The organism is Thiocystis minor, assembly GCF_016653465.1.
Lineage (GTDB): Bacteria > Pseudomonadota > Gammaproteobacteria > Chromatiales > Chromatiaceae > Chromatium > Chromatium minus.
On sequence record NZ_NHSQ01000024.1, the window covers coordinates 15,458 to 42,264 of the forward strand.

Annotated in this window: 29 protein-coding genes; 22 read left to right on the top strand and 7 right to left on the bottom strand. The window is 60.2% G+C overall.

Going from position 1 to position 26,807, the window contains the following annotated elements; all coding sequences use genetic code 11:
- Positions 1–6: 6 nt before the first annotated feature.
- The 4 genes from motD to CCR95_RS01040 all read left to right on the top strand — a co-directional run bounded on the left by motD (position 7) and on the right by CCR95_RS01040 (position 2,384).
- Positions 7–921, top strand: coding sequence for a flagellar motor protein MotD (motD, locus tag CCR95_RS01025; RefSeq protein ID WP_201091079.1), 915 nt, complete (start codon positions 7–9; stop codon positions 919–921).
- Positions 922–955: 34 nt separating this feature from the next.
- Positions 956–1,438, top strand: a complete 483-nt coding sequence (locus tag CCR95_RS01030; RefSeq protein WP_201091080.1) for a chemotaxis protein CheW — start codon at positions 956–958, stop codon at positions 1,436–1,438.
- 76 nt (positions 1,439–1,514) lie between these two features.
- A complete protein-coding gene (locus CCR95_RS01035; protein ID WP_201091082.1) occupies positions 1,515–1,916 on the top strand; it encodes a hypothetical protein in 402 nt (133 codons plus the stop codon).
- Between the two features lie 15 nt (positions 1,917–1,931).
- Entirely contained in the window at positions 1,932–2,384 is a 453-nt protein-coding gene (locus CCR95_RS01040) for a DUF2802 domain-containing protein (RefSeq protein WP_201091084.1), read from the top strand.
- A gap of 8 nt (positions 2,385–2,392) precedes the next feature.
- Here CCR95_RS01040 and CCR95_RS01045 read toward each other — a convergent pair whose 3' ends face one another.
- The 6 genes from CCR95_RS01045 to flgA all read right to left on the bottom strand — a co-directional run bounded on the left by CCR95_RS01045 (position 2,393) and on the right by flgA (position 7,048).
- Entirely contained in the window at positions 2,393–2,710 is a 318-nt protein-coding gene (locus CCR95_RS01045) for an EscU/YscU/HrcU family type III secretion system export apparatus switch protein (RefSeq protein WP_201091086.1), read from the bottom strand.
- Complete coding sequence (gene fliK, locus CCR95_RS01050; protein ID WP_207188481.1) at positions 2,707–3,879, bottom strand: flagellar hook-length control protein FliK; 1,173 nt, start codon at positions 3,877–3,879, stop codon at positions 2,707–2,709. The genes CCR95_RS01045 and fliK overlap by 4 nt, the downstream gene beginning before the upstream one ends.
- A 646-nt stretch (positions 3,880–4,525) precedes the next feature.
- The gene (locus CCR95_RS01055) at positions 4,526–5,284 is read right to left on the bottom strand and encodes a flagellar brake protein (protein ID WP_201091095.1); all 759 of its coding nucleotides are present in this window, start codon (positions 5,282–5,284) and stop codon (positions 4,526–4,528) included.
- 26 nt (positions 5,285–5,310) lie between these two features.
- Entirely contained in the window at positions 5,311–5,817 is a 507-nt protein-coding gene (locus CCR95_RS01060; protein WP_201091097.1) for a flagella synthesis protein FlgN, read from the bottom strand.
- Between the two features lie 57 nt (positions 5,818–5,874).
- Entirely contained in the window at positions 5,875–6,180 is a 306-nt protein-coding gene (gene flgM, locus CCR95_RS01065) for a flagellar biosynthesis anti-sigma factor FlgM (RefSeq protein ID WP_201091106.1), read from the bottom strand.
- A gap of 121 nt (positions 6,181–6,301) precedes the next feature.
- Positions 6,302–7,048 carry a flagellar basal body P-ring formation chaperone FlgA gene (gene flgA, locus CCR95_RS01070; protein ID WP_201091109.1) on the bottom strand — a complete coding sequence of 249 codons (747 nt, stop codon included), beginning with the start codon at positions 7,046–7,048 and terminating at the stop codon, positions 6,302–6,304.
- 240 nt (positions 7,049–7,288) lie between these two features.
- Here flgA and CCR95_RS01075 point away from each other — a divergent pair, with 240 nt between their 5' ends.
- The 13 genes from CCR95_RS01075 (at position 7,289) to flgL (ending at position 21,164) form a co-directional block, all read left to right on the top strand.
- Positions 7,289–8,212 carry a chemotaxis protein gene (locus CCR95_RS01075; RefSeq protein WP_201091111.1) on the top strand — a complete coding sequence of 308 codons (924 nt, stop codon included), beginning with the start codon at positions 7,289–7,291 and terminating at the stop codon, positions 8,210–8,212.
- A gap of 56 nt (positions 8,213–8,268) precedes the next feature.
- Positions 8,269–9,081, top strand: coding sequence for a CheR family methyltransferase (locus CCR95_RS01080; protein ID WP_201091113.1), 813 nt, complete (start codon positions 8,269–8,271; stop codon positions 9,079–9,081).
- 384 nt (positions 9,082–9,465) lie between these two features.
- Positions 9,466–9,873: a flagellar basal body rod protein FlgB gene (gene flgB / locus CCR95_RS01085; protein WP_201091115.1), complete on the top strand. Its 408-nt coding sequence runs from the start codon at positions 9,466–9,468 to the stop codon at positions 9,871–9,873.
- Positions 9,874–9,877: 4 nt separating this feature from the next.
- Complete coding sequence (gene flgC, locus CCR95_RS01090; RefSeq protein WP_201091117.1) at positions 9,878–10,297, top strand: flagellar basal body rod protein FlgC; 420 nt, start codon at positions 9,878–9,880, stop codon at positions 10,295–10,297.
- 106 nt (positions 10,298–10,403) lie between these two features.
- A complete protein-coding gene (locus tag CCR95_RS01095) occupies positions 10,404–11,081 on the top strand; it encodes a flagellar hook assembly protein FlgD (RefSeq protein WP_201091119.1) in 678 nt (225 codons plus the stop codon).
- A gap of 72 nt (positions 11,082–11,153) precedes the next feature.
- Positions 11,154–12,467: a flagellar hook protein FlgE gene (gene flgE, locus CCR95_RS01100; RefSeq protein ID WP_201091120.1), complete on the top strand. Its 1,314-nt coding sequence runs from the start codon at positions 11,154–11,156 to the stop codon at positions 12,465–12,467.
- A gap of 81 nt (positions 12,468–12,548) precedes the next feature.
- Positions 12,549–13,289: a flagellar basal body rod protein FlgF gene (locus tag CCR95_RS01105; protein WP_201091122.1), complete on the top strand. Its 741-nt coding sequence runs from the start codon at positions 12,549–12,551 to the stop codon at positions 13,287–13,289.
- Positions 13,290–13,292: 3 nt separating this feature from the next.
- The gene (flgG, locus tag CCR95_RS01110) at positions 13,293–14,084 is read left to right on the top strand and encodes a flagellar basal-body rod protein FlgG (RefSeq protein ID WP_201091124.1); all 792 of its coding nucleotides are present in this window, start codon (positions 13,293–13,295) and stop codon (positions 14,082–14,084) included.
- Between the two features lie 18 nt (positions 14,085–14,102).
- On the top strand, positions 14,103–14,804 hold the full coding sequence (gene flgH, locus CCR95_RS01115; protein ID WP_201091126.1) for a flagellar basal body L-ring protein FlgH: 702 nt from the start codon (positions 14,103–14,105) through the stop codon (positions 14,802–14,804).
- Positions 14,805–14,842: 38 nt separating this feature from the next.
- A complete protein-coding gene (locus CCR95_RS01120; RefSeq protein WP_242522985.1) occupies positions 14,843–16,009 on the top strand; it encodes a flagellar basal body P-ring protein FlgI in 1,167 nt (388 codons plus the stop codon).
- A 9-nt stretch (positions 16,010–16,018) separates the two neighbouring features.
- Positions 16,019–17,095 (top strand): flagellar assembly peptidoglycan hydrolase FlgJ, encoded by a 1,077-nt coding sequence (gene flgJ / locus CCR95_RS01125; RefSeq protein ID WP_201091129.1) that lies wholly within the window; start codon positions 16,019–16,021, stop codon positions 17,093–17,095.
- Positions 17,096–17,170: 75 nt separating this feature from the next.
- Complete coding sequence (flgK, locus tag CCR95_RS01130) at positions 17,171–19,369, top strand: flagellar hook-associated protein FlgK (RefSeq protein ID WP_201091131.1); 2,199 nt, start codon at positions 17,171–17,173, stop codon at positions 19,367–19,369.
- A 13-nt stretch (positions 19,370–19,382) separates the two neighbouring features.
- Positions 19,383–21,164, top strand: a complete 1,782-nt coding sequence (gene flgL / locus CCR95_RS25045; RefSeq protein WP_242522986.1) for a flagellar hook-associated protein FlgL — start codon at positions 19,383–19,385, stop codon at positions 21,162–21,164.
- A gap of 25 nt (positions 21,165–21,189) precedes the next feature.
- Here the strand turns inward: flgL and CCR95_RS01140 are convergent, their stop codons facing one another.
- Positions 21,190–21,531 carry a flagellar protein FliT gene (locus CCR95_RS01140; protein ID WP_201091132.1) on the bottom strand — a complete coding sequence of 114 codons (342 nt, stop codon included), beginning with the start codon at positions 21,529–21,531 and terminating at the stop codon, positions 21,190–21,192.
- 252 nt (positions 21,532–21,783) lie between these two features.
- On the opposite strand from CCR95_RS01140, the gene miaA reads away from it, so the two are divergent.
- From miaA to hflC, 5 genes are all read left to right on the top strand, one after another.
- Positions 21,784–22,728 carry a tRNA (adenosine(37)-N6)-dimethylallyltransferase MiaA gene (gene miaA / locus CCR95_RS01145; RefSeq protein ID WP_201091133.1) on the top strand — a complete coding sequence of 315 codons (945 nt, stop codon included), beginning with the start codon at positions 21,784–21,786 and terminating at the stop codon, positions 22,726–22,728.
- Between the two features lie 164 nt (positions 22,729–22,892).
- Positions 22,893–23,159 carry an RNA chaperone Hfq gene (gene hfq, locus CCR95_RS01150; RefSeq protein ID WP_014776980.1) on the top strand — a complete coding sequence of 89 codons (267 nt, stop codon included), beginning with the start codon at positions 22,893–22,895 and terminating at the stop codon, positions 23,157–23,159.
- A 59-nt stretch (positions 23,160–23,218) separates the two neighbouring features.
- The gene (gene hflX, locus CCR95_RS01155) at positions 23,219–24,511 is read left to right on the top strand and encodes a ribosome rescue GTPase HflX (protein ID WP_201091138.1); all 1,293 of its coding nucleotides are present in this window, start codon (positions 23,219–23,221) and stop codon (positions 24,509–24,511) included.
- A gap of 224 nt (positions 24,512–24,735) precedes the next feature.
- Positions 24,736–25,905, top strand: coding sequence for an FtsH protease activity modulator HflK (gene hflK / locus CCR95_RS01160; protein ID WP_201091140.1), 1,170 nt, complete (start codon positions 24,736–24,738; stop codon positions 25,903–25,905).
- A complete protein-coding gene (gene hflC, locus CCR95_RS01165; protein ID WP_201091143.1) occupies positions 25,905–26,786 on the top strand; it encodes a protease modulator HflC in 882 nt (293 codons plus the stop codon). Before hflK ends, hflC begins: the two co-directional genes overlap by 1 nt.
- Positions 26,787–26,807: the final 21 nt, after the last annotated feature.

Here is a 26,807-nt window from a genome sequence, read left to right on the forward strand (position 1 = left end):
CTGCTCATGGCGAGGAGAAAAAAGCAGGAAGAGCACGGGAACCATGAGGCATGGGCGATTCCTTATGGCGATCTGGTCACCCTCCTGATGGCCTTTTTTGTCGTGATGTACGCCGTGTCCGTGGTCGATACCGGAAAATACCGCGTCTTGTCCAATTCGCTGGTCGAGGCTTTCGGCTCGCAGGTGCCGGTGGATCCTATCCAGATCGGGGAACCGAGTCTTGCGCTTAATCTGATGAACGACGATGTGTACCGTTCGCTCGTGCCGATCGAGATCGAGAGCGGTGCCGCGTCTCGACAAAGCGAGATCGCCATCCAAAATCCGTTGTCGCCGACCGATGTCGCCATCGAAAATGCACTTGATTTGCTCGAAAACGAGGAACGCGCTCGGATTCTCAAGGAAATTGGGGAGATGTCCGAGGAGATCGAGTCATCGCTGGGATCGCTGATCCAGGATGACGACATCCAAGTGACGCGCAAACCCTACTGGCTTGAGATTGCGATCAACTCCAACCTCCTGTTTTCGAGCGGGTCCGCGACGCTTGAACCCGCCGCGCGTCCCGTGCTTGAGAATGTGGCCGCGATCCTTGCCAAGCGGGACGCGCGGATCCATGTCGAGGGTCACACCGATAATTTGCCGATCAGCAATTCGACCTATCCGTCCAATTGGGAGCTTTCGTCCGGTCGCGCCGCGACGGTCGTCAACCTCTTCGCCCAGAATGGGGTCGATCCGGAGCGGATGGTCGCGATCGGATACGCCGAATTTCAGCCACTGGCCAGTAACGCGGCGGATAAAGGGCGGGCGCGGAATCGTCGTGTCGCGGTGATCGTGCTGCCTGGCCCGCCTCCACGCGCGGGCGAGGCCATCGAACCCGAGCGGCTGCGAAGCGACTACGAAGCCGAGATCGGACGAATTCAATAACGATGGGCTGCCTAATGAATCGCGCGAGGATGTAATGATCGCAGAAGACACGAACGTGAATGCCAAGGGATCTTCTTCGTCGTATGTGACGTTCAGTCTGGAGGACGAGACCTACGCCATCGATGTATTACAGGTTCAGGAAGTCCTGAAACTCACCGAAATCGCACCGGTTCCTGGTGTGCCCGATTACATTCTCGGCATCATCAATCTGCGTGGCGACGTGGTGACCGTCATCGATGCCCGCCGGCGCATGCTGCTCCCCGAGCGCGCGCCAGACGATGCCTCCCGGATCGTCATCATCGATGTCGATAATCAGAATGTCGGCATCCTGGTCGATTCGGTTGCCGAGGTTGTGCGGATACCGCCGAATGCAGTCGATCCCGCGCCTGCGGTCGGTAACGATCAGACGAGTCGCTTTATCCTGGGCGTCAGCAGTACCGAGGAGGGACTAACGATCCTGATCGATCTCAATAAATTGTTGTCCGACGATGAATGGGCGGCGATTCGCGAACGTTAGCCCGTCCCTCCACGGCAGTTGCATCGGCGTCATCGTGTCGCCCGCCCCGGCGATGCGGAACGTTTAGGAGATTTCCATGCGCGACTTGATCGGGCCGCCCCGGCCAGTCCAGCCGCAAACCCCCTCGCGGCCATTGGGCGACGAGCAGGATCGGAGCTATGCGCGGCAGAATCCCGTGGCTCGCCCGCGAAAAAATCGGGGCGACCTGCGTGATCGGCAGCGTCGTTCGGGTGAACGCCGTCAATTCGAGCGTCGTTCGGAAGAGCGTCGTTCGGACGAGCGCCGTCTGGACTCTCGTCTCTCGGAAGATCGGCGCCTGGAAGAGCGGCGCTCGGACGAACGGCGGGGCGGGGAGCGACGTTCGACGGAGCGTCGGTCGGTCAAGGGTCGGCTGGGTCGCGGCAATGGAAAACGGGAAGCCGGGCCACCTTCGTCGTCGACCGGAAGACGACGAGGCCTGATCGATGACTATGCCTGAATGCACACGGTTTGAATGAACGAAAATCTGCTGTTTGGTGCGGCCTTGGCGCTGTTTGTCCTGATTCTCCTCGCCATTCTGCTGGCTGGTGTTGCCCTGAAGTCCATCTCGACTCTGCGGCGCCAGATCCGGGAGATCCGGCATGATCATCAACGTCAAAATACGTCCCTTCTGGCATTGCATGGGGCTATGAAAATGATCTCCGAGGACGTGATCAGCCATGGTCAGGCGCAGTCTTCGGTCAGGCGAACCCTCGAACGTCTGGCCGATCAGCAGAACGAGATGCGTCTGCGCGATGTCGACGATGGACTTTACCCCCAGGCTATCCAACTGATCCAGGAGGGGCGCGGTCGCGAAGAGGTCCGTAAACTCTGTGGCTTGACGGACTCGGAGGTGGATCTGCTGTTCAGTCTGCATGGCCAGGGACTCGGTTTCGGAGCAAACTTGACAGCTTCAACGCGACGCTGAACGGTGCCTCATTCCTGTTCCGCCGGTTCTTGATCGAGAAGCGTGGGTTTTCGCGGGTCAATCCCCTCCAGCATGAAGATAAAGGCGAGAACTTCGGCAACCGCGATATAGAGGTTCCTGGGAATCTCGTCGCCGATCGGAATTTGCGCCAGTGCTTCGACCAGAATCGGATCGGATTGCAAGGGGATCCCCTGTTCCCCGGCGATGCGCAGTATTTCCTCGGCAGTGAGCCCCTTGCCCGCGGCGGTGATCCGAGGTGCGTTGAGACGATCCCATTGCAGCGCGATGGCCTGTGGGACGGCGTCTTGCCGCTGGTCTTTCTTCATGCCCGCTCGCTCACCATGGGCGAGCGCCGGGCAGGTTGGGGGCTGCCGCCGGGCCGATGGCTTGCGTGCAGGCTGGCGACCTCGATCTTTCGGTCCAGCAACTGTTGGCGCAAAGTCTCCAGATGTTGTCGCAGGATGTTGGCGCCAGTCTCGTTCTCTGCCTGAAGACCTGCATGCAGCCGATCCAACCGGAGACTCAGATTGATCGACAAGGGGCCTAGTCGGGGTAAATTCAGTCTGATCCGCATGCTCCAACCGTCGTCCTCGGATTGGTCGCTGCGGTTCTCCCGTCGAATATCGGCTTCCAGGGCCGTTAAACCCGACGGGGTCTTGAAGGGTAACTCCAGGATCCATTGCGGCTGATCGGTGCCCGCCTCCAGGCTTCGCAGCTGTTGAGTCACTACTTGTTTAATCATCCCGTCAACCTCCTTGGCCAAGACCTCTGGCGCAGTCGCGCGCGAGTGAGGCGTTTCGTCGTGAGTGCGATGCGAGGCTGGATTCGGCTCCGGCGCGACGGATCGGGCTTGAGGGGGATTGGGGTCTGGAAGCCGCGGATGGTCCGTGCTGTCTGGTGCCGCCGATTCTAGCGGCAAGGCGTTCGGCGTGGCTCCCGCTGGAACCACTGTCCGCGCCTGTGGCGTTGGTCCCGAGGACGACGGCGACTGATCGGCGGTACGGATCTGCTCGGCGAGGCACAGCAATTGCGCCTTGAGATCGAGCGAGCGATCGCTGGCGCGCGCGGGGTGTGCGGTCGTTTGCGCCATCAAAGCCTCCAGCCAGAGGCCGGATTGCGTCATCGCGGCGTACAGGCGCTCCGGGGCGCCCCGTTCCTGTGGCGTGACGGGGCGGGATTGAGAGTTTGGGGAGGTGGGCGGTCGTATTGGATTGCCGGTAGGCTCGGCTGGTTTTGGAGGTAGGGCGGGCGGCAGGGCACTCTCCGATGCGAGTGCCTGGAGCGATGTCGGGCGCGTCGCTGGAGGATGCGTCTGATCGGCGGTGCGGATCTGCTCGGCGAGGTGCAATAATTGCGCCTTTAGATCGAGTGACAGATCGCTTGAATGCAAGGGGTTTGTAGCCGTTTGAGCCAGCAGCGCCTCAAGCCAAATGCCGGATTGAGCGATGGCGGAAGACAGACGCTCCGGGTCGACCAGATCCTTTGTCGTCGTCAACCCTCCAACGAGCGTTTGGATCATTCGCTGGGTTGCGTCAATCGTCGGGGTTGAATGCGCCGATAACAGGGCGGGGCATCCATTGGGACTCTTCAGCCGGGTGATCCAACTCTGAAGCGTGATCGCGAGCGGCCGGGATTGAGGAAGGTTTTGGCGGAGCTGAATGTCCAGCCATTCGCGCGAGCCAGCGGTTGGGGGCGTAACTTTTGGAGTAGGGACCAGTTCGGTCCGCGGTCGAATGCGCAGGGTCAGCGTTGGGCTGACGGAGACAACCTCGGCTTCTATGCGTAAGGCGTTGACGGACGTCGAGCGCGTCTCGTTCAGCGTTGTCGCTTGGTGCGCTGACAGATCTGGCAAGGGTGCGGTCAACTGGACGCGCGCGACCGCTGACCAGGGCGCCTGCCCATGCAGGGGACGCAGACGGGCTTCGATGAGATTCGATGAAAGTCTTTGTGTCAGTTGGATTTCAAGCGGCATTCCAACCTTGAGGGAGAATTGGATGCCTGAGTTCCTTGTCTCGGAAAGGCTTGCTCCGGCTGAAGGGTTGAGTGCGCTGCTTGGTCCAGGCAATGCCGGTGGGATGAACTCGCTCATGGACACATGACTCGGCTCCGCGGCGAGGGAACTCGATTTGGAAAGGGCGCCGCTAAACCCCCGTTCTTCTCGCCTCGCGCTGATAGTAAAGCGCGGCGCGCATCAGGGATCTTTCGATCTGAGGATCGAGATTGGCGATGGCAAAGCCAGCGGAGCACGCGCCGGGTTTTGGGGATGGCCGCAGGTTGACCAGCACGGCTTCGCCGGACAGCGCGTTCCTTAGATCCGGTAACTTCATTCCGATGTACTCGAATCGTGATCCGAGCTGTTTTCGATCAATATCGGTCTCGTTTAATTCCAGACAAAACCCTTTGATCGAGATGTCGATGATCTGGGCGCTGAATTCGCTTTGCGATTCTTTGTGCTGGAGTCTGACGCTGCGTCGATCATGGAGCGGGAGATGCACCCGAAAAATGTCGCGTCGCTGCAGGAAGCTGATTTCAGTTGGATATTGGCCGACATACAGGGGCCGATCGTCTTCGCTTGGAACCTCGTCGACGGTCATCGAGAAGCGAATCGCAATACCGCGCAGACTGACATAAAGATGGATGCACTGACCTGGATCGAGTCGAGCGTGATCCTCAATTAGACCGGACTGCTCCAGATAGAGTCGTTTGCTGGCCGTATCGAGTCGAACCAACAGCGACTCGTACAGCGGTCCGTCAGGATCCGTACGCACTCCGATCAGTGCCAGGTGACGATAGATATCGTCGAGAATGGCTGAAATGCGTTTGGGTGTCGTGACCAATTCACCGTGGGTCAGGTTTGTTCGGTCACCCCCGATTGCCTGGCTTGAGAGTGTCTGCCTCAAGATCCCTAAATCCTGTGTCGTCTGCTTTATGCTTGACTGAAGGTACGGCTGCGTGGGCTCGCCGATTCAGTTCGTCCGCGTGGATTATAGGTCGCCGAGGCACCATCGTCACCGCTCAGGATGCGTAGCGACGTGGCGATGCGTTTGCGGTCGCGCTCGATCAGGCGTGCATTGGAGCGATTCATGCGATCGCAGCGGGTACTGGATTCGCGCAGAATCGACCATAGACCGAGCAGTTGGCCCTCGTCACCCACCCCGGCGAAGAATTTCGTCATGCCGGCCGGCGTGAAGGGGTGCCGAGCGAGCGCAACCCAATGCCTTTGCCGGAGTGTCTCTTCTTCGAGTTGCGCGACCAAGTCCTTTTTGCTGGCGAGAATCCGCAGCAGTGAATCGGTGTCCCGCGTCTCGATGGCGCGGGTTTCCTCCAGCATCGCCGTTTCCAGATCGCCCATCAGTTGAATCGATATCTTCAGCGATTGGGCAAACTGGGCCGTGGGGTTGGGAAGCGTTGTTTTGGGGCTTGCACGATCCATTTCATTCAATCTCTTAAGGATATCGATGGTCGATTGGAAAAAATCATCGCATCGATGTCAAGACAGCAGGCGTTCGAATCCGAGCATCCGATCGGCCAACCGCTGATTGTCGATGGAATAGCGGCCCTCGGCAATGGCGCCCTTGATTTCCGCGACCTTTGCTTCGTTGAAAGGAACATCGCTCGCGTTCTCGCGTGCGGCGCTCATGGTTCGTGCGGTTTGCGTGAGTGTCACGGATTCGCCGATCGCGCCGGGCGTCTTCGGGGTGGACGGCCTGTCGGCGGTTGACGTCACGCGCGGCTTGACCCCCGAGGGAGATCCTTCGGTGCGGAGATTGCCGCCAGTCAGGTTTTTAATGTCCATGGGCTTGATCCAGGTCGATTCGGGCTTGCCTTGTTTAACGGCCGGATGAAAGAGAACTGTAGAGGTATTCCCGCGGCGGATCAAATCTCCCGCACCGAAATGGCCTGCGCGCTGTACGATTTTAAAAGGCGGTTCTGATCGCTCCCGAGGGTTCCACATAGCCCTCCACGATGCGTTTGGAGGAACTGTTGCGCACCCGAATGCGCTGGCCGACCGTCCCTGCTTCCAGCGCCTCGCCTTTCATCCTGACCGTCAGGCCGGGTCTGGCCGAAAACAGGGTGACTTGTTGGCCACGCTCGACCAAGGTCCGCTGGGTCACATGGGCGTCAATCAACACCTGCTCCGGAACCAGCGCGCGTCGCGCCTCCAGGCCAATGACCGGGGCCAGTTCCTGGAAATACCCTCTCGCGAGTTGCGATGTCTCCAGGCGCTTCAGTCGCACGTCGGCGGGTTGAATGACCTGTTGGCGAGAGAGCGGCCGCGCGACGGTCACCACCTCCGTATAGCGCTCCACGCGAAACGGCACAAAGATGGACCAGGCGACAGGTTCGCTGCAACGGACATTGACCGTGCCGTTTCCTCCCGTACGGGCGCCAGGCGCAAGCTCGGCGGTTGGCGCGCGAGCGCAGCGCGCCAGGCGGAGCCGGCTATCCAACTGACCGATCTCGATGCGCGTCTCGACGCTGGCATCCGTTTTCAGCGAATCGGCCAGAAACGCATGCGCCGTTTCCAGGATACGCTCCAGCGGTTCGGTCGGCTCGTCTGCCGCGCGGATGGTGCCAGTCGTCAGTGTCGACAAGAGAATGACGGTCAAAGAAAGCCACCGGCGAAAGGCATGATCGATCCGATGCGATCGGGCGTGAGACATGGCGAGTATCCTGCGTGATGTGTTTGACAATCGACAAGCAGGAAATGCGCCTTGCCTTGCGGAAGCCTGGATTTCCGACTGATACAATCCAGTCCACCCGCTAAACGATCATGCTGTTAGACTTAAACCACGTCTAGCATGAAATGCGCTGTTTTCGAGTTGGATCGGCCTTGCATGAGCCAACCGGTGTCGCGGCGGACGCGGTTTACGTGATGGTCAATTTCGATCTGGAGACGTTGGATGAGTCAGTTTATTGACGATATCGATCAGCGCACCCGCATGGTCGGGCAGAATCGTATGGAATTGCTGCTGTTTCATCTGGGCGGCAAACAGATGTTCGGCATCAATGTCTTCAAGGTTCGAGAGGTGATCGCCAAACCCACGCTGCGGCACCTTCCCGGCTCCAGCCCGACGGTTCGCGGCGTGGCGAACATTCGCGGCCGAACGGTCTCCGTGATCGATCTGGCGCTGGCGATCGGCTTTGCCGCGCAACCGATCGACGATGACCGGGACGCCAAGGTGATCGTCACCGAGTTCAACCGTTCGGTCCAGGGTTTCTGGGTGTCCGCCGTGGATCGCATCGTCAATGTGAACTGGGAGACGGTCAAGCCGCCGCCACGCGGAACCGAGCGTGAAAGTTATTTGGTCGCGGTCACCGAGGTGGACGACCGACTGGTCGAGATCATCGACGTCGAACGGGTGTTTGCGCAGATCAACCCGCTCAAGTCCGAGGTCTCCGACGAGGTGCAGAAACAGGCCGCAATCCTGCCCCATGATCGTCGGATCCTGGTCGTCGACGATTCGCTGGTCGCGCGCAAGCAGATCGAGCGCGCCATCCTGGAACTGGGCTTTCGCACCGAAACCCGTTCCGATGGTCGAGCGGCGCTGGAGTATCTGGAAGAGCTTGCCGCCGCGGACATGGTGGAGTCATCGATCGAAATGGTCATCGCGGACATCGAAATGCCGCGCATGGATGGGTACACCCTGACGCGCAAGATTCGCGAACATGGCAAGTTGAAGAATTTGCGGGTGATCCTGCACTCATCCTTGAGCGGTCAGTTTAATCACGACATGGTCAAACGGGCCGGCGCCGACGATTTTCTGGCGAAGTTCGACCCGGACGAGTTGGCGACAACGGTGCTCAAGTACGCGAAGCAATCCTGATGGACGCAGGCTGTTGCAATCAACCTCGATTTCAAGATCATTCCTAAGGTTTAGCCGTGATTGATGCGCAGGATTACGCCGAGTTTTCCCGATTTCTCTCCGACTGTTGCGGCCTGGTGCTCGGCGAAAACCGCCAATATCTCGTCTCCAGCCGTCTGTCGCGTCTGCTCGATGAATTTTCGTTCGCGAAAGTCGAGGATCTGCTGAAAGCACTGCGGCGTTCCGCCGATCCCACGCTGAAATCCCGCGTGATCGATGCGATGACGACCAACGAGACCTCCTGGTTTCGCGATAACTATCCCTTCGACATCCTTCGTCAAGTCGTGCTGCCGGAACTAGCGGCCAAGCAAAAGCCGATCCGGATCTGGTCGGCGGCCTGCTCCAGCGGCCAGGAACCCTACAGCATTTCCATGGTCGTTGCGGAATGGGAAGGAAGCTATCCGCCCAAGACCGCGAGCGTCAGTATTTTGGCGACGGATCTTTCAGAAAGCGTGTTAGCCGATGCTCGCGCCGGTTTATATGACGGACTGAGCATCGTGCGCGGACTCAGCCCCGAGCGGCGGCAGCGTTTTTTCGAGTCGGTCGAACACGGCCATCGGATCAAGCCGGAGATTCAGCGCCGGGTGCGTTTTCAGAAGCTTAATCTGATGGAATCCTACGCGACGCTCGGAAAATTCGACATCGTCTTCTGTCGCAACGTCTTGATCTATTTTTCGGCCGAAACCAAGCGTCGAATTTTTGACGGCATCGCCCGTCAGATGGATTCTGGCGGTTATCTCTTTGTTGGCGCATCCGAAGCGGTTGGCTCCTACACCGATGCCTTCGAGGTTCTGCGCACGCCACAAGGCTCCATGCTGCGTCGGCGTTAGACGAGTGCAACTGTGCGAAAATCCCAAGACCGTCTCAGATCGTTGTCGTTGTCGTTGTCGTTGTCGTTGTCGTGATCGTGGTCTCGACATGGCGAATATTCGATTACGACAACGACAACGACAACGACAACGAGGAGGCCCCGTCTCGGAATTTGGGCAGCGAAGCTCTCGTTCCTGAAAAGTTCATCCCTGTGCTCGGATCGAATAGACAGGATGAACAGGATAGAAGTCATTGTTTTTAATCCTGTAAATCTTGAAAAATCTTGTTAATCCTGTCCATTTGAAGCGTTGTTCTCGTTTTTCCCTCCCGCGTCTACTGGCGCGCGGCTTGCATCATCTCCCGCAAAGAGATTGACGGGTCTTTGCAACCCATGAGCCGCACCCATGAGCCTTTCACTCGATAAAGCCTTTGGCATCCTGCCTGCGTCGGTCAAGCTCCAGGATCGGCGCAGCGAATTGCTGGCCTCCAATCTAGCCAATGCCGATACCCCGAACTACAAATCACGCGATTACGATTTCAGGGGCACCCTGGCGGCGATCGAAGGCCGGGGCAAGGGGTTGGCATTGGTCCAAACGCAATCCAATCACCTGCCGCTGCCCGGTCAGCCGGACGTCAATAGCGTACCCGACATGCTCTATCGCATTCCCGCGCAGCCGGCCCTCGACGGCAATACCGTCGACCCGCAACTGGAGCGGGCGGCCTTTGCCGAAAACGCCATGCATTATCAGAGCACCCTTGAGTTCCTGAATCGACGCGTGTCGGGTATCCGCGCCGCCCTGCGAAGAGAGTAACGCCATGAGCAATCTGTTCAGCATCTTCAATACCTCGGCCTCGGCGTTGACGGCGCAATCGGTCCGACTCAATACCGTGGCATCCAATCTGGCCAACGCCAGTACCGCCGCTAAGACGCCGGAAGAGACCTACAAGTCGAAACAGGTTCTGTTCCAGACGGTCCTGGACCGAGAGGATCCCGATCAGGCCGCCATGCCGGTGCGGGTTGCGGACATCGTCGATTCTCCGGCGCTCCCCATCCCGACCTATGAACCGAATCACCCTCAGGCCAATGAGGATGGCTATGTCTTTCGGCCCGCGATCAGCGTGGTCGAGGAAATGGCCAACATGATGTCGGCCTCGCGCAGTTACGAGGCTAATGTGGAGGTTATGAATACCACGCGACAATTACTGGAACGCACGCTGCGGGTTGGTCAGAGTTAAACCGCGTGCAGCGTGAATCAATCGTGACGTGCGTCGGGCGATACCAGGCGAACGCCAATGCGCAAACAGCACGCGCCCTATTGGAGACAGTGTCGGAGAACAGACCATGGCGGAAATATCCTCGGATGTCTTGAACGGACTTGGGCTGACCAGCTATGGCGCTCAATCCACCAAAGAAAATCGTGACAAGCTCGGACAGTCGGATTTTCTCAAACTGATGACCACGCAACTGGCCACTCAGGATCCGATGAAACCGATGGAAAACGGCGATTTTCTCGGTCAGATGGCCCAGTTCTCGACCGTGACCGGCATCGAGGCGCTGACCCAGCAATTCAGCGCGCTGTCGCTCTCGGTCAATCAAGGTCAGGCGCTTCAGGCGGCCGCGCTGGTTGGTAAGAATGTTCTCGTGCCAGGGACCAAGGCGCAACTGGATGCGGGGCAGGGCATGACAGGGGCGATCGGATTGACGGCGCCAGCGGATCAATTAACGGTTGGCGTCTACGATTCCAACGGTCAACTGATGCAAACCCTGGATCTGGGCGCCAAAGGATCGGGCATGGCCGACTTCACCTGGGATGGACTCATGTCCGATGGTAAACCCGCGCCGGAAGGCGTCTATGAGTTTCGCGCCACCGCCTCAAGCGGAGGCGCTTCACAGGCGGTCGAGACCTTTCTTGGCGGCCAGGTTCAAAACGTGACAGCGGACTATACCAACGGCGGCCTGATCCTCAATGTTCGGGGTTTGGGCGAGGTCAAATTAGCGGATGTCGCCCGGATCGGCTGAAGCTGGAGATCCGCATCGCGCTCCGGCGCTGATTGAACATCAACCACCGAATACTCACGAAGGAGCAACCTCATGGCTTTTAACATCGGATTGAGCGGATTGAACGCGGCGGCGGCCGATCTCAAGGTGACCGGAAATAATATCGCGAATGTCGGTACCACTGCCTTCAAACAGTCGCGCGCCGAATTCGGCGATATCTTCACCCGGTCTTATGGAACCATCAGCAAGACCAATATCGGCGCTGGGGTGCGGCTGATCGCCAACACCCAGCAATTCACCCAGGGGACGCTCGAATTCACCGACAACAGCCTTGACCTGGCCATCACCGGGCGCGGTTTTTTTGTCCTGAACGGCGAGGGAAATGACGACAATACTTACACTCGCGCCGGTGCCTTTCAGGTGGATGATGAGGGATACATCGTCAACAACGGTGCACCGCCGTTGCGTCTTCAGGGATTTCCGCCAACCGATCCGACCGATCCCAAAAGCCTCTTTCGCACCGGACTGCGGTCCGACATGCAGATCAATCTGGGCGACTCGCCGCCGAATGCGACGGCCGACATTGCTGCGCAGATCAATCTGCGGTCCGATGCCACGCCGCCGACTGTAGCTACGTTCAGTAGCGACGATCCGGATAGCTACAATTTCTCAACTTCGACGACGGTGTACGATTCATTGGGAACGCCACGCGCCGTAACTATGTATTTTATCAAAAAGGCCACACCTGCGGGTACCTGGGATGCGAAGGTGGAAATGGATGGCCGGGATCCTCCAGATCCAAAGGAGGTTATCGAAACGATCCCGTTGACCTTTGACGCGAATGGGCTCTTGACTGCGCCAGCGCCGAACGCAAAGACTCCTCTGACAATCCCAATGGCTAAATTTAAGCCAGTCAACGGCGCAACTGTCGGCCCGGATGATCCAGCGAATGGCGCTACCGGCACTAATATCATCAATCTCGATCTCACCGGCACGACCCAGTATGGACAGTCTTTTGCGGTGACCAGTCTTGAGCAGGACGGCTACACCACGGGCCGTATCACTGGCGTCGACGCCGACGAGGCAGGCGTGCTCTTCATCCGCTATTCCAACGGTCGGGCGCTGCCGCTTGGTCAGGTGGCGCTGGCCGATTTCGACAATCCGCAGGGACTCCAGCAAATCGGCGATAATTCCTGGGCCGAAACCACGTCCTCCGGCGGTCCGGTGGTCTTTGCGCCCGGCACCGGGAGTCTGGGCACTATCCAGGGTGGCGCGCTGGAGACCGCGAACGTGGATCTGGCGACCGAACTGGTCAACCTGATCACCGCCCAGCGCAACTATCAGGCGAATTCGCAGACCATTAGCGCGGCCAACACCATCACCCAGACGATTCTGAATATCCAGTAAGGCCACGGCACGCCGGATGCCACAGGCGCGTCCGGCGCGCCGGAACCGCCCGCGCCGGACTGACCGCCAGGAGTCACTACCGTGGACCGCTTTCTCTATCTCGCGATGTCCGGCGCTAAGGAAAACCTCTACGCGCAGGCCATCAACAATCACAACCTGGCGAATGCCAACACCCACGGCTTTCGTCAGGCGTTGGGAGATGCCTATACCGCGCCGGTGCGCGGTCCGGTCTACGATTCGCGCGATTACGTCCAGACCCGGGACGAGGCGATCGACTTCACCCACGGTGCGCTCCAGAGCACCGGGCGCGATCTGGACATCGCCATCGAAGGCGAGGGCTTCATCGCCGTCCAGGCCCCCGATGGCGGCGAAGCCTATACCCGCGCCGGCAATCTGCACATCGATGCGCTGGGCATGTTGCGCAACGAGCGCGGCCTGCCGGTGCTCGGCGATGGCGGCCCCATCGCCATCCCGCCCAACGAGACCCTGCTCATCGGCACCGACGGAACCATTACCGTGCGACCCGTGGGTTCGGCGCCGAGCGCGCTGGCGGCGGTCGAGCGCATCCGTCTGGTGAATCCGGATGTCAAAAGCCTGAAACGCACCGAGGATGGCCTGATTCGTGCTGGAGATGGTCAAGCCCCGCCCGCGGACGCCAACGTGCGGGTGGTGACCGGGATGCTGGAGACCAGCAATGTGAACACGGTGGCGGCGCTGACCAAGATGATCGAACTCTCCCGCCATTTCGAGATGCAGGTGAAGATGATGGAAAGCGCCAACAATGTGGAACAGAACCACAATCGTTTACTGGGGATCGGTTAAACCATGAACCAATCGCTCTGGATCGCCAAAACCGGCCTCGATGCGCAGCAGACCCGGATGTCCGTGGTCGCCAACAACCTGGCCAACGTCAACACCAACGGTTTCAAGAAGGGGCGGGCGGTGTTCGAGGATCTGATCTATCAGACCATCCGTCAGCCGGGCGCCCAGGCCACGCAGGAGGCGCAATTGCCCTCCGGACTCACGCTCGGGATGGGCGTGCGCACGGTCGCGACCGAAAAGCTGTTCGGGCAGGGCGGGTTCGTGCAGACCGAAAATTCGCTGGACATGGCCATCGAGGGACGGGGCTTCTTCCAGATCCTCATGCCCAATGGCGACATGGGCTACACCCGCGACGGTACCTTCCAGCTCAATGCCGACGGTGAGGTGGTCATGTCCAATGGCTATGCCTTGCAGCCGGGCATCGTGGTGCCCGAAAACGCCCTCTCGGTCTCCATCGGCAAAGACGGCACCGTGTCGGCGCAACTGCCCGGCGAAGCCGCGCCGCAGGAATTGGGCAACATTCAGCTCGCTGACTTCGTCAATCCCGCCGGTCTTCAGGCCGTGGGCGAGAACCTCTATCTCGAAACGGGCGCGTCCGGGGCGGTGCAGACCTCCGCGCCTGGAGAGAATGGCGTCGGCACCGTCATGCAGGGCGCCCTGGAGACCAGCAACGTCAACATGGCCGAGGAGCTGGTCAACATGATCGAGACCCAGCGCGCCTATGAGGTCAACTCCAAGGCCGTGTCGGCGGCGGACCAGATGTTGCAGTTCGTCAATAACAACCTCGCGCGGTAAGCGTCCGACACCAAGGCTATGAAGACCACCATGATTCTGAGTCGTCTCGTCCTGCTGCTGGCGGCGGTGAGCCTCTCCGCCTGCAGTACCCTCGTTCCGCCGAAACCGGGCGATTCCATGGAGTATCGTCCGGCCGCGCCCGTCACGCCGATTGCTCCGGCCAACAATCACGGCGCCATTTTTCAAGCCGTGCAGGGTCAGGGGTTGTTTGAGGACTACAAGGCACGGCGAGTCGGCGATCTGGTGACGGTTCTGCTGGCGGAAAAGACCAACGCCAAAAAGTCGGCGGAGACCTCGACCGCCAAGAATTCCGAGCTGTCCATGGAACTGGGCAGTCTCAGTCTTGGTGGTCGCGATGTCGTTCCGGGCGGCCTGTCGCTGTTGGGTGCCAGCGGCACGGGCGAGCGCGCCTTCGATGGTTCGGGCGATTCCAGCCAAAGCAATCAGCTCAGCGGCGAGATTACCGTCACCGTCGCCGAGGTACTGCCGAACGGGAATCTGGTGGTGCAGGGCGAGAAGTGGCTGGGCATCAATCAGGGCAATGAGTTCGTGCGCCTGCGCGGCATCATCCGTCCGGTGGACATCAGCGCGACCAATACCGTGAAGTCGACTCAGGTTGCCAATGCCCAGCTCTATTACGGGGGCACGGGGGCAATTCCGGATAGCAACGCGCAAGGTTGGCTCTCGCGCTTTTTCAACAGCCCGATCTGGCCTTTCTGAGCCAGGTTCGGGGTGAAACCGCATCGCCGAGGTTTTTCATGAACAGGATCGGGCTCGTCGCAAGTCTCGCGCTGCTGGCAGGGATTTGCCTGGGGTCGGCCAATCTTCTGGCCGGAAACGAACTGGCGTCTGATGGTGTCGACGACGGCAATTCGACGGGAAGCGAGCGGATCAAGGATCTGGCCAATATCGCCGGCGTGCGCGATAACCAACTGATCGGCTATGGTCTGGTCGTTGGCCTCAATGGCACCGGTGATCAAACCACCCAGGCGCCTTTTACCGTCCAGAGTCTCAAGAACATGCTGGGGCAGCTTGGCGTGACGATTCCGCCCAATGTCAATCCGCAGCTCAAAAATGTGGCGGCGGTCATGATTACCGCCGACCTCGCGCCCTTCGCCAAGCCTGGACAGCGCATGGACATCACCGTCTCCTCGCTCGGGAACGCCAAGAGCCTGCGCGGCGGGACGCTCCTGATGACGCCCATGAAAGGGGCCGATGGACAAGTCTACGCCATGGCTCAGGGCAATCTGACCGTGGGCGGTTTCGGGGCCGGGGGCGACGATGGCAGCAGTATCACCGTCAACGTACCGAGTGTCGGCCGCATTCCCAACGGCGCCACGGTGGAGCGCGAGGTGCCCAGTAGCTTCGGGCAGGGCGATTCGCTGGTCCTCAATCTCAAGCGTCCGGATTTCACCACCGCCAACCAGATGTCGGAGGTCATTAACGAACGGTTCGGCGGGGATGTCGCGCAACCGCTCGACGGATCCTCGGTGCAGGTCCGTGCGCCGACCGATCGGGGGCAGCGCGTCGCCTTCGTCTCGATGCTCGAAAACCTGTCGGTGGCGACGGGCGATCCGCCGGCGCGGGTGGTTATCAATGCGCGAACCGGCACGATCGTGATCGGCTCCGGCGTCAAGGTGACGCCGGCGGCGGTCTCTCATGGCAACCTCACGGTGACCATCAGTGAAGATCCGCAGGTGTCGCAGCCACAGCCGTTTGGGCGCGGCCAGACCGCCATCGTGCCGAACAGCAATGTCGAGGTGACGCAGGACGAGAACCGCATGTTCCTCTTCGCCCCAGGGACTTCGCTGGGCGAGATCGTTCAGGCCGTGAACGATGTCGGCGCCGCGCCCGGCGATCTGGTGGCCATCCTCGAAGCCCTGCGCGAAGCCGGTGCCCTGCGCGCCGACTTGGTCGTCATCTGAGCCGCCGCCATGCTGCCTTCTGGCTCCACGCCCGCGTTCGGGGCCGGCGTCAATCAGGGCGGCGGAGCCACGCTGTCGGCTCCGACCGGGTTGGTCAGCGATCCGGCCAGTTTCGGCGCGCTGGCCAAATCCGCCCGCACTGGCAACCGCTCCGGACTGGAGGCCGCCGCGCGGGCGTTCGAGGCACTGCTGACCGGTCAGATGCTCAAGCAGATGCGGTCGGCATCGACGGGCGGCGGGCTGTTCGATTCCGAACAGACCAAGCTCTATCAGGATCTCCACGACCAGCAGGTGACGAGCCTGTTGAGCGAAGGTGAGGGCTTGGGTATCCGCAAGGCGCTGATGCGGCAACTAGCGCCCGAGCAGACCGCCGGCACCGCCGATTCCGCCACGCGCGACCCAGCGGATCTGCGCATCCCCGAACGCAATCGCTGGCTGAGACGCCAACGGTGCCGGGAAATTGACGCCGCGTCCGCAGATAGCGCCGGGAATGCGGCGGGGACGGTGTCCTCCACCGCTAACGCCGGTCAGACGGACGCTTCCCCCATCGTCGCTCAGGGCAAATGGCCGCCGAGCAGTCCCGAGGAATTTCTCGCCTATCTGAAACCCTATGCCGATCAGGCGGCGCAGATGCTCGGCATGGACACCGATGTCTTGTTGGCGCAAAGCGCGCTGGAAACCGGCTGGGGAAAGCATGTGCCACGCCGCGCGGACGGCGGCAGCAGTTTCAATCTGTTCGGCATCAAGGCCGACCGGAGCTGGGAAGGCGACAAGGTCGCGGTCGGTACGCTGGAATATCGCAACGGTGTGGCCCAGCGCGAGCAGGCGAAGTTCCGCGCCTATGCCAGCCCGGCGGATTCGTTCGTCGATTATGTCGCCTTTCTGCGTCGCAACCCGCGCTATCGCAGTGCCCTGGCCAGCACCAACGGCGAGGATTTCATCCGTGGTCTGCAAAAGGCTGGCTATGCGACCGATCCGCGCTACGCCTCCAAGATACTGGGGATTCGCGACCGGCTCGAACGCTTGAGTGCAAGCGCCGAGACTCAAGTAACCGCCAGTCAGGCCGATAAGGTGGTGAAGAGTTGAATGACGGACGCGACACGGCGAGATGCGCCAAAATGGGGGCGGGCTTCGTGAATCGTCGACAAACAGGTTGATGCAATGAGCATACTCGGGACCGGAATTTCGGGTTTATTGGCCTTCCAGCAATCCCTGGCAACGACCAGTCACAACATCGCCAATGCGGCGACCGAGGGCTATAGCCGTCAGCGGGCGGAATTGTCGGCCCGGCCCGCGCAGTTTTTGGGTGGCAGCTACCTCGGTCAGGGTGTCCAGGTGTCCAACATCCGGCGGCTCCAGGACGAGCTTGTCGGCGCCCACCTGCGAAGCAGTCTGACCGACAATGCCAACAGCGAGGTGCGCGCCGCCTTCGCCGAGCGGGTGGACCGTCTGTTAGCGGACGAGAGCACTGGCCTGGCACCGACCCTGGAAAACTATTTTGCCGCGGTTCAGGACGTTGCCGACGATCCGACCGCCATTCCTGGTCGCACCGTGTTCTTGAAGGAGGCCGAGACATTGGCGGCGCGCTTCGGCGCGGTCAACGGTCAGCTTGAGGAACAGCGCTCGCTGGTCAACGGGCAGATCAAGACCACCGTCGAGGAGATCAATCAATACGCGCAATCCCTGGCCGATCTCAATCGCAAGATCGTTTCGGGATCTACCAGCGGGTCGCCAGCCAACGATCTGCTCGATCAGCGTGACAACCTGCTGAACAAGCTGTCTGAAAAGATCGACCTCAGCACCAGTAAACAGGATGACGGCGCCATCAATGTGTTCATCGGCAATGGTCAGGCGTTGGTGATGGGTGGGGGCGTCCGCCAATTGGTGGCCGCTCCTCTGTCGGGCGACAAGACCAATCTGGACATTGGCTTCGCGTCCAGCAGCGGCGGCCAACCCGTCGACGTCACCCGCTTTATGAGCGGGGGCGAACTCGGCGGTTTGCTGGAGACCCGGGCCAGCGTTCTCGATACTGCCCAAAACGAGCTTGGACTCATTGGGTTGACCCTGGCGACCAAGTTTAATGAAAAGAATCAGATGGGGTTGGATCTGAATGGCGATTTGGGTGGACCAATCTTTGATGAGGTGCCGCAGCCGGTGGTTCACAAGGCCACTGGCAACACGGCGTCAAATTTGCCAGATGTCAAATTTGCGGATGTCACCAAGCTGACCGCAAGCGACTATCAGTTGAGCGATGTCGGTGGCGCTACTCCATTCACATTGACAAGGGTGCCCGGTAACGCTTCGGTTGCTCTGGTTGCCGAACAATTTGCAACCGCTCCGATTGGCACTAGCACAGGATCACCAGATGTCGAGGTAGCGGATGCGAGTAAAGTCACTGCGAGCAATCTGAGGCTGAGTACAAACGGCACTATTTTTCAGTTGACACGTCTCTCTGATAATAAAACCGAAACGTTAGTCAACGGGGTGGCTGCCGAACTCGGCCTTAGCATTGATACCAGCACTCTTTCGCTGAGTTCTGGCGATAGCTGGGATATCAAGCCAAGCATCCTCGTTGGCGACGGCCTTCGCATCGATACCACCGGTTTGACGGCCGCTGTCTCCCCGGCCAAGAACGCTGTGCCAGGCGATAGCTGGCTGATCCAGCCAACTCGGACCGCCGCCAGCAACATCAAGGTTGCGATCACGGATCCGGAAGAGATCGCCGCGGCGGCGGCCGTATCCGCCAACAGCAGCGATTTGAATACTGGAACCGCAACCATCGAGAGCGTGCGTGCGTTCGATACGAGCGATTCCACGACCCTTTTTCAGCGGGCGATCGTCTCTTACGATGAGACGACAAGCCAGTACACGGTAAATGCACAGAATACTTTGGGCGCATGGACTGACGTAACTTCTTCGGCCACGCAGACGACCACCGACGGCGTCACCACCATTACCGCCAATGGCTGGGAACTAAAGATCAAGGGAACGCCAGACGATGGCGATGAATTCATCGTCGCCAAGAACGAGGATAATCCCGGCGATAACCGCAACATGCTGGCCATGTCCGCCTTGCAGGATGATCGTCTTGTGGCAGGTCACACCACCACCTTTCAAGGCGGTTACAACAGCATCCTGGCCGAAGTGGGCAGCGAGACGCGCCAGGCGCAGATTGCCCGCGATTCCAGCGCCGTCCTGCTGGCGGATGCCCAGGCCCAGCGCGAGTCGATCTCGGGCGTGAACCTGGATGAGGAAGCGGCCAACCTGATCCGTTTCCAGCAGGCCTACCAGGCCGCCGCGCAGGTGATCGCCGTCAGCAGCACCCTGTTCGACACTTTGTTGAGCGCCGTCCGGCGCTAAATGGAGCAACGCGATGCGCATCTCCACGCCACAGATTTTCCAGTCCGGCCTCTCGGCCATGCAGAGTGCGCAGGCCAGGCTCAATCACACCAGCCTGCAGATGGCCACTGGGCGGCGCATCCTCACACCTTCCGACGATCCCAGCGGGGCGGCCCAGTCCGTCCAGTTGGACGCTGCCATCAAGGCGACCGAGCAATTTCAGCGCAACGGCGATTACGCCCAGCCGCGGCTTGAGCAGGAAGAGGCGCAGATCGACGCCGCTCAGAACGCGCTGCAACGGGTGAGGGAACTGGTCGTCACAGGTAATAACGACACCTATAACCAGGAAAACCGCAAAATCCTGGCCAGCGAGATCCGCCAGCTTCGCGATCACATCCTTGATCTCGCCAACACCAAGGATGCCAACGGTGAATATCTGTTTGCCGGTACCGAGTCACTGAAACAGCCTTTCGTGGCCGCCGCCAATGGTGTTGTGTCCTATGTCGGGGCCGATGGGAGCGGGGCAGTCCGCGAGGTTGCGATCACCTCGACTCGTTGCATCGGTGTCTGCGATACGGGTAAATCCGTGTTCATGGCCATCCCGGAAAAGAGCGGCAAGGTGGTGGACGCGGTCCTGGGGCTGACCAATACAGGCGACCTAGTCGTCCAGGGCAGCAAGATTTCGGATCCCGATGGATTTTCCATGGCCGGTCAATCGACCGATCCCGGCGTCGCGTTCGTACAGGCAACGAGCAGCACTCAGCCGGGCCAATACGTTGTCAATGTGACTCAGGCGGCGACCCAGGGTGTACTGGATGGTGTAGTGATCCCGCTTACAATCGGTGCTGCACCCAATAATGCCATTCAGATAGACGTGGATGGAGTCACCAATAATATCACCCTGACACCCAACACCTACACTGACGGCGACGCTCTGGCAGTCGAAATCGCTACCCAGCTAGGCGCTGGGGTGAGCGTGGCCTACGACAGCGTCAACGGTTTTTCCTTCACCTCGGATAGTTACGGATCCTCCTCGAATGTAGCCATCACTGCTGGCTCGACAATTGTCGGGCTGGATACATCATCCTCCGTCACCGCAGCGGGTCTGGATATCGTTGGCACCATCAATGGGCAGGCGACGACAGGCAGTGGCCAATTGCTGACTGCCACGAGCGGCAATGCCAGCGGATTGCAGTTACGAATTGCCGACAGCACGACCGGCAATCGGGGTACGGTGAGTTTTTCACATGAAACGGGCGCCGCCTTGACCGTTCAGTTCACCGATGCCAGTAACTACGCGGTGTTCAATCGCGATGGAACCCGCGCGCTCGATGACAGCGGCAACGCCATCACCGGCGTGTATCAGGAAGGGACGGCCATCGAATTCGCCGGCCGCAGCCTCACCCTGGCCGGTACGCCCAATGCCGGAGATACGGTCACATCCCGCCCAGCCCCCTACGTCAGCGTTTTCGATACGCTCGACGCCATCGCCACCGCGCTAGAGACACCGTCTACCGATGAGGCTAGTCGGGAAGCCCTGTCGGAGGCCAGCAGCACGGCACTCCTCAATCTCGACTCCAGCCTTGATCGAATGAGTGATGTCCGCGCATCGGTCGGTATGCGTCTGCAAACGTTGGATACCCAGGCGGGACTCAATGACCAACGCGTGCTGGATCTCAAGACCACCCTGTCCGATGTCCGCGACCTCGACTATGCCGAGGCCATCAGCCGCTACAAGCTGCAAGAGGTCGTCCTGCAGGCCGCCCAGCAGACCTATACGCAGGTCAGCAAGCTCTCGCTGTTCGATTTCCTGTGATGCGGCGGGTTGATCGCTTCTCGTCCTACGGGCGTTTGATACCGGGTGCGCCATAGGCTTTTTGCATCCGGCTTTGCTTCCCCACGCACCGGCCGGTTTGCGTTTCGGCTAGCGCTTGTCCCAGCGCCCGATGGCGGGCGCCCGCTCGTGCGATAATCGTCGCTTCCTGTTCGCGCACGACGTTCAATTCATTGGCTTCCTGCTCGGTTAGCGTCGCGGCGTTGGCGTACTCGACAATCCGCTCGATCAGTTGAGCGCGTCGTTTTTGGATTTTTTCGGCCAACGCCCAATCGTCCGTCAGCGCGGCTTGTTTCATCTGCCCCGTTGCCGTGGTCAGATCGTGAATGAGTTCCGTGACGTTAGACATAGAGTGACCATGACCCTAAAAGGAGCAGTTGAACCGCAAAGTACACAAAGAACGCGAAGGATGACAATGCCTTGCATCGATGCGTGCATTCACCGTAGGGGTGGCTGGTGTGCGAATTGTAACGCATTGTTTTTTTGGCGACCTTTGCGCCTTTGCGGTTCAAAAATGCCGGATTCAGGATGAACCCCATATTTTCACGGACAACGATCAGTTTCGATGATGACGCGAACCCCTCCGGCACAGCCGCAAGCGATGCCTGACCAACGTCCCCTGGCCATCCTGTTGATGGGACCGACCGCCTCCGGCAAGACCGATCTGGCCGTCGAATTGGTCCGACGCCTGCCGTGCGACATCGTCAGCGTCGATTCGGCCATGGTCTATCGTGGCATGGATATCGGGACCGCCAAACCCGGCCCCGAGATCCTGGCCGAGGCGCCGCATCGACTGATCGATATCCTGGATCCGGCCGATGCCTATTCGACCGCGCGTTTTCGCGCCGATGCCCTGGCGGCGATGGCCGAGATTGTCGCGCATGGCCGCATTCCGCTGCTGGTCGGCGGAACCATGCTGTATTTTCGCGCTCTACAGCAAGGCCTGGCCTGGCTGCCGAGCGCCGATCCCGAGGTCCGTCGCGCGCTCCTGGCCGAGGCCGCCTTGATTGGTTGGCCGGCGATGCATGACCGTTTAATCCTCGTCGATCCCGACTCCGCGCGCCAGATCCATCCGAACGATCCACAACGCATCCAGCGCGCGCTGGAGGTCCACGCACTCACCGGTCGCTCCATGAGCGAGCTAATCCGATCTGCCGGGGTATCCCTGCAACTTCCATACCGGTTGCTGAAACTGATTCGAGCGCCTCTGGAGCGCAGTGTCCTGCACACGCGGATTGAACGGCGCTTTCGCGCCATGCTGGATCATGGTCTGGTGGAGGAGGTGGCGGGTTTGCTGGAACGTGGCGATTTAACCGAGGATTTGCCGTCGATGCGGTGCGTGGGGTATCGGCAAGTCTTGAAATATTTGCGGAAAGAGTACAAATGGGATCAAATGCTGCATTGCGGTATCGTGGCGTCGAGACAACTCGCCAAACGTCAATTGACCTGGCTCCGTCCGGAATCCGCTTGTCATTGGCTAGCCGACGATCCGTCCCCATTGGAGCAGGCGCTGGCGCTGATTGAGCGGGCCACGATTGCATCATAATGATATTGACCACTGACCACTGACCACTGACCACTGACCACTCTTTCGTTGGGTGTGCCCGTCCCGGCTGCAACCCAACGGACCGTTTCGTGGATCCGAATCGGACCCACGGATTTTCAAGCCGGGCATTCATGCCAATCAACAACAAGAAGGAGATCACCCCCATGTCCAAGGGCCAAAGCCTGCAAGACCCCTTTCTCAACGCACTACGGAAGGAGCGCGTTCCCGTGTCGATCTTTCTGGTCAATGGCATCAAATTGCAGGGGCAGATCGAATCCTTCGATCAATTCGTGGTTTTGCTGAAGAACAATGTCAGCCAGATGATCTATAAACACGCGATTTCGACCGTGGTGCCCGCTCGTAACGTCAAGTTGCCACTCGCCGACGACGCACTGCCTGAGCCAGACCTGCTAGAGCCAGGCAATCGTTGAAAGCGACGACACACGTTTCAACCGGGCACGGAACGCCCGCTCCGTCCGAGGGTTCGCTCGTGTTCGAGCGCCCCAAACTTGGCGAGCGGGCGATTCTGGTAAATCTGGACATCGGTTCGACCGTCTTGTTTGACGAGCGCGAGGAGTTCGCGCTTCTGGCGACGTCGGCCGGCGCCGAAGTCGTTGGCACCCTGGGCGGCTCGCGCGCAGTCCCCGATCCGCGACTCTTCGTCGGGACCGGTAAGGCCGAGGAACTGAAATCGATGGTCGCGGCGCTTGATGCCGATTTGGCGATCTTCAACCATCCCCTGTCGCCGGCCCAGGAACGCAATCTTGAGCGTCTGCTGCAATGCCGGGTGGTGGATCGTTCAGGTCTGATCCTGGATATCTTCGCGCAGCGCGCGCGCTCGTTCGAAGGCAAGCTCCAGGTCGAACTGGCGCAACTCAAGCATCTGTCCACCCGTCTGGTGCGGGGCTGGACCCATCTGGAGCGCCAGAAGGGTGGTATCGGTCTGCGCGGTCCCGGTGAGACCCAGCTTGAAACCGATCGGCGTCTGCTCTCCAAGCGGGTGGACACGCTTGACCGGCGTCTGGGGCGCATCGAGGTTCAGCGCGCCCAGGGCCGCAAGGCGCGGGCCAGGGCCGAACTGCCGGTGATCTCGCTCGTCGGCTATACGAACGCCGGCAAGTCGACCCTGTTTAACCAATTGACCGCAGCGGGCGTCTTCGAGGCCGACCAGTTGTTCGCGACCCTGGATCCGACCCTGCGGCGTCTCGCGCTGCCGAGCGGCGGACGGGTGTTGGTGGCCGATACCGTCGGGTTCGTCAGTCACCTGCCGCATGAATTGGTCGCCGCCTTTCGCTCGACCCTGGAAGAGGCCCGCAACGCCAATCTTCTGCTGCATGTCGTGGACGCGGCGGCCACCCAGCGTGCGCGCCAGATCGACGATGTGGAACACGTCCTGGCCGACATCGGCTGCGACGAATTGCCGCGCCTGGAGGTCTTCAACAAACTCGACCTGCTCGATGATGCCTTGCCGCGCACCGAGCGCGATGCGAACGGCATGCCGACCCGCGTCTGGCTGTCTGCCCGCACGGGCGCGGGCATCGAGGGTCTCCTGATGGCGCTGGGCGAACTGACCGGCGGCAGCCAAACGCGGAAGCGTTTTCGTCTGGAGCCAGGCGACGGCAAACTCCGGGCCTGGCTCTTCGAGCATGCGCGGGTGCTGTCGGACCAGCCGGTCGAGACGGGTGGCTGGATGATCGAGTTCGTCGTCGGAAGCGATCAGCTCGAACGGCTTCTGGCCACCGACGATGCGCTGCGACGGCGACTGCCCGCGCTCTCCCGCTAGCGGCTCATTTGCCGTGACCCGGTCGGTCACATACAATCGGATCCTCGTCGCAAGCCTTGACGCTGCCCGAGCTTGATATCGAGCGCCAGCGTCGGCACCTATATTTTTAAGCCAAAGACGGGCAAGATCATTGATGTCTTTCGCAACCGTGTTTGATACGCCATTCGAGCAATGGCCATCCCAGACACCCCCATACCTAACACACATGAACAGACGGAGTAGCTATGGCCTGGAATGAGCCAGGTGGCGGTAACCAAGACCCCTGGAGCGGCAAGAGCGGCGGCGATCAAGGTCCACCCGACCTCGATGAAGTCGTGCGCAAGCTTCAGGAACGACTCGGCGGACTATTCGGCGGCAACAAGCCCTCGGGGAACGGCTCTGGCGGCGGCTCCGGAATCGGTCTGCCAGGCGGTCAGTTCAGTTCGCGCGCCATGGCGATCATTGTCGGCGTTCTGGTCGTCGTCTGGCTGGCCTCCGGAATCTATATCGTCGAGCCCGCCGAGCGCGGCGTCGTCATGCGCTTCGGGCGCTATGTCGATACCACCGGCCCCGGTCCGCACTGGCATATCCCGATGCCGATCGAGTCGGTCGTCAAGGTCAATGTCGACGAGATCTCCACCTTCAGTCATCGCGCGGCGATGCTGACCCAGGACGAGAATATCGTCGAGGTCGAACTGACCGTGCAGTCGCGCATTCAGGACGCTGCCGATTATCTGTTCCAGGACCAGGATCCGGAGAAGACCCTCAATGACGCCACCGTGACGGTGGTGCGGGTCACCATCGGGCAGAGCAAGCTCGACTATGTCATGACCGAGGGGCGCGGCGCGGTCGCGGTCACCATCAAGGAGCGCATCCAGGCCTTGATGGATCAGTACCGAACCGGTCTGGTCGTGACCTCCGTCAACATGCAGCCGGCCAAGCCGCCGGAGCAGGTCAAGGCCGCTTTCGATGACGCCATCAAGGCGCGCGAGGACAAGGAACGGCTGGAAAATCAGGCCGAGGCCTATTCCAACGAAGTGCTTCCGCAGGCGCGTGGCGCGGCGGCGCGTATCCTGGCCGACGCCAAGGCATATCGCGACAAGGTGATCGCCGAATCCGAAGGCGAGGCATCGCGCTTCACCGCGGTCCTGACGCAATATGCCAAGGCCCCCGAGGTGACCCGTCAGCGTCTGTATCTGGAGACGATGGAGCAGGTGTTCAGCGAGAACAGCAAGGTTCTGCTCGACGTCCAGGATGGCGCGAACAGCCTTCTCTATCTGCCGGTCGAGCAGCTCATGAAACAGCGCCAGATCCCCGTTGACGCCGTGCGGACCGAGCCGGTTGGCGCCATGCACGTACCGGAGAACATCGATCCTCCTCAAAGGGTGGTCGATCGCGATCGGAGGTCGCGTTAATGAGCCAGTCCAACCAATTCAAGACATTTGTCCCCGTCGGTCTCGCCGCGCTGGTGATCTTTCTCTATGCCTTTACCTTCGTGGTCCGGGAATACGAGGTCGCCATCAAGCTGCGTCTCGGCGAAATCATCTCGGACGACTATCGCGCGGGTCTTCACTTCAAGATTCCGCTTCTCAACCAGATCAAGACGTTCGACCGCCGCATCCAGACCCTGGATTCGCAACCCGAGCGCTTTTTGACGATCGAGAAAAAGGACGTGATCGTCGATTCCTACGCCAAGTGGCGGATCGCGAACGCGGCCCAGTTCTTCCGCTCCACCGGCGGTAACAGCGCCCGTACCAGTCGGCTGCTCTCGGAGCGCATCAATACCAGTCTGCGCGACGAATTCGGCAAGCGGACCATCCAGGAAGTCGTCTCGGACGATCGTCTGGCCTTGATGGATATCCTGACCAAGGAGGTCAATGCCAATGCGAGCGATCTGGGTGTCGAGATCATCGACATTCGAGTCAAGAAGATCGACTTGCCGCCGGAAGTCAGCGAATCCGTGTATCAGCGCATGCGCGCCGAACGTGAGCGGGTTGCGCGTGACCTACGGGCCAAGGGAGGCGAGGCCGCCGAGCGGATCCGCGCCGATGCCGACCGGCAGCGCACCGTCATTATTGCCGAGGCGTACAAGGAGTCCGAGGAGCTGCGAGGCGAGGGCGATGCCAGCGCGACTGAAATCTACGCCGCGGCCTTCAATCAGGATCCCAGCTTCTATGCCTTCTACCGCAGCCTGAATGCCTACCGAACAACCTTTGGCAAGGGCGGCGACATGATGGTTCTGGAGCCTGACTCCGAGTTTTTCCGCTTCTTTCGCGAGTCGTCCGGGCAACCCTAAAGGCGCTCCCGCCTCTCTCTG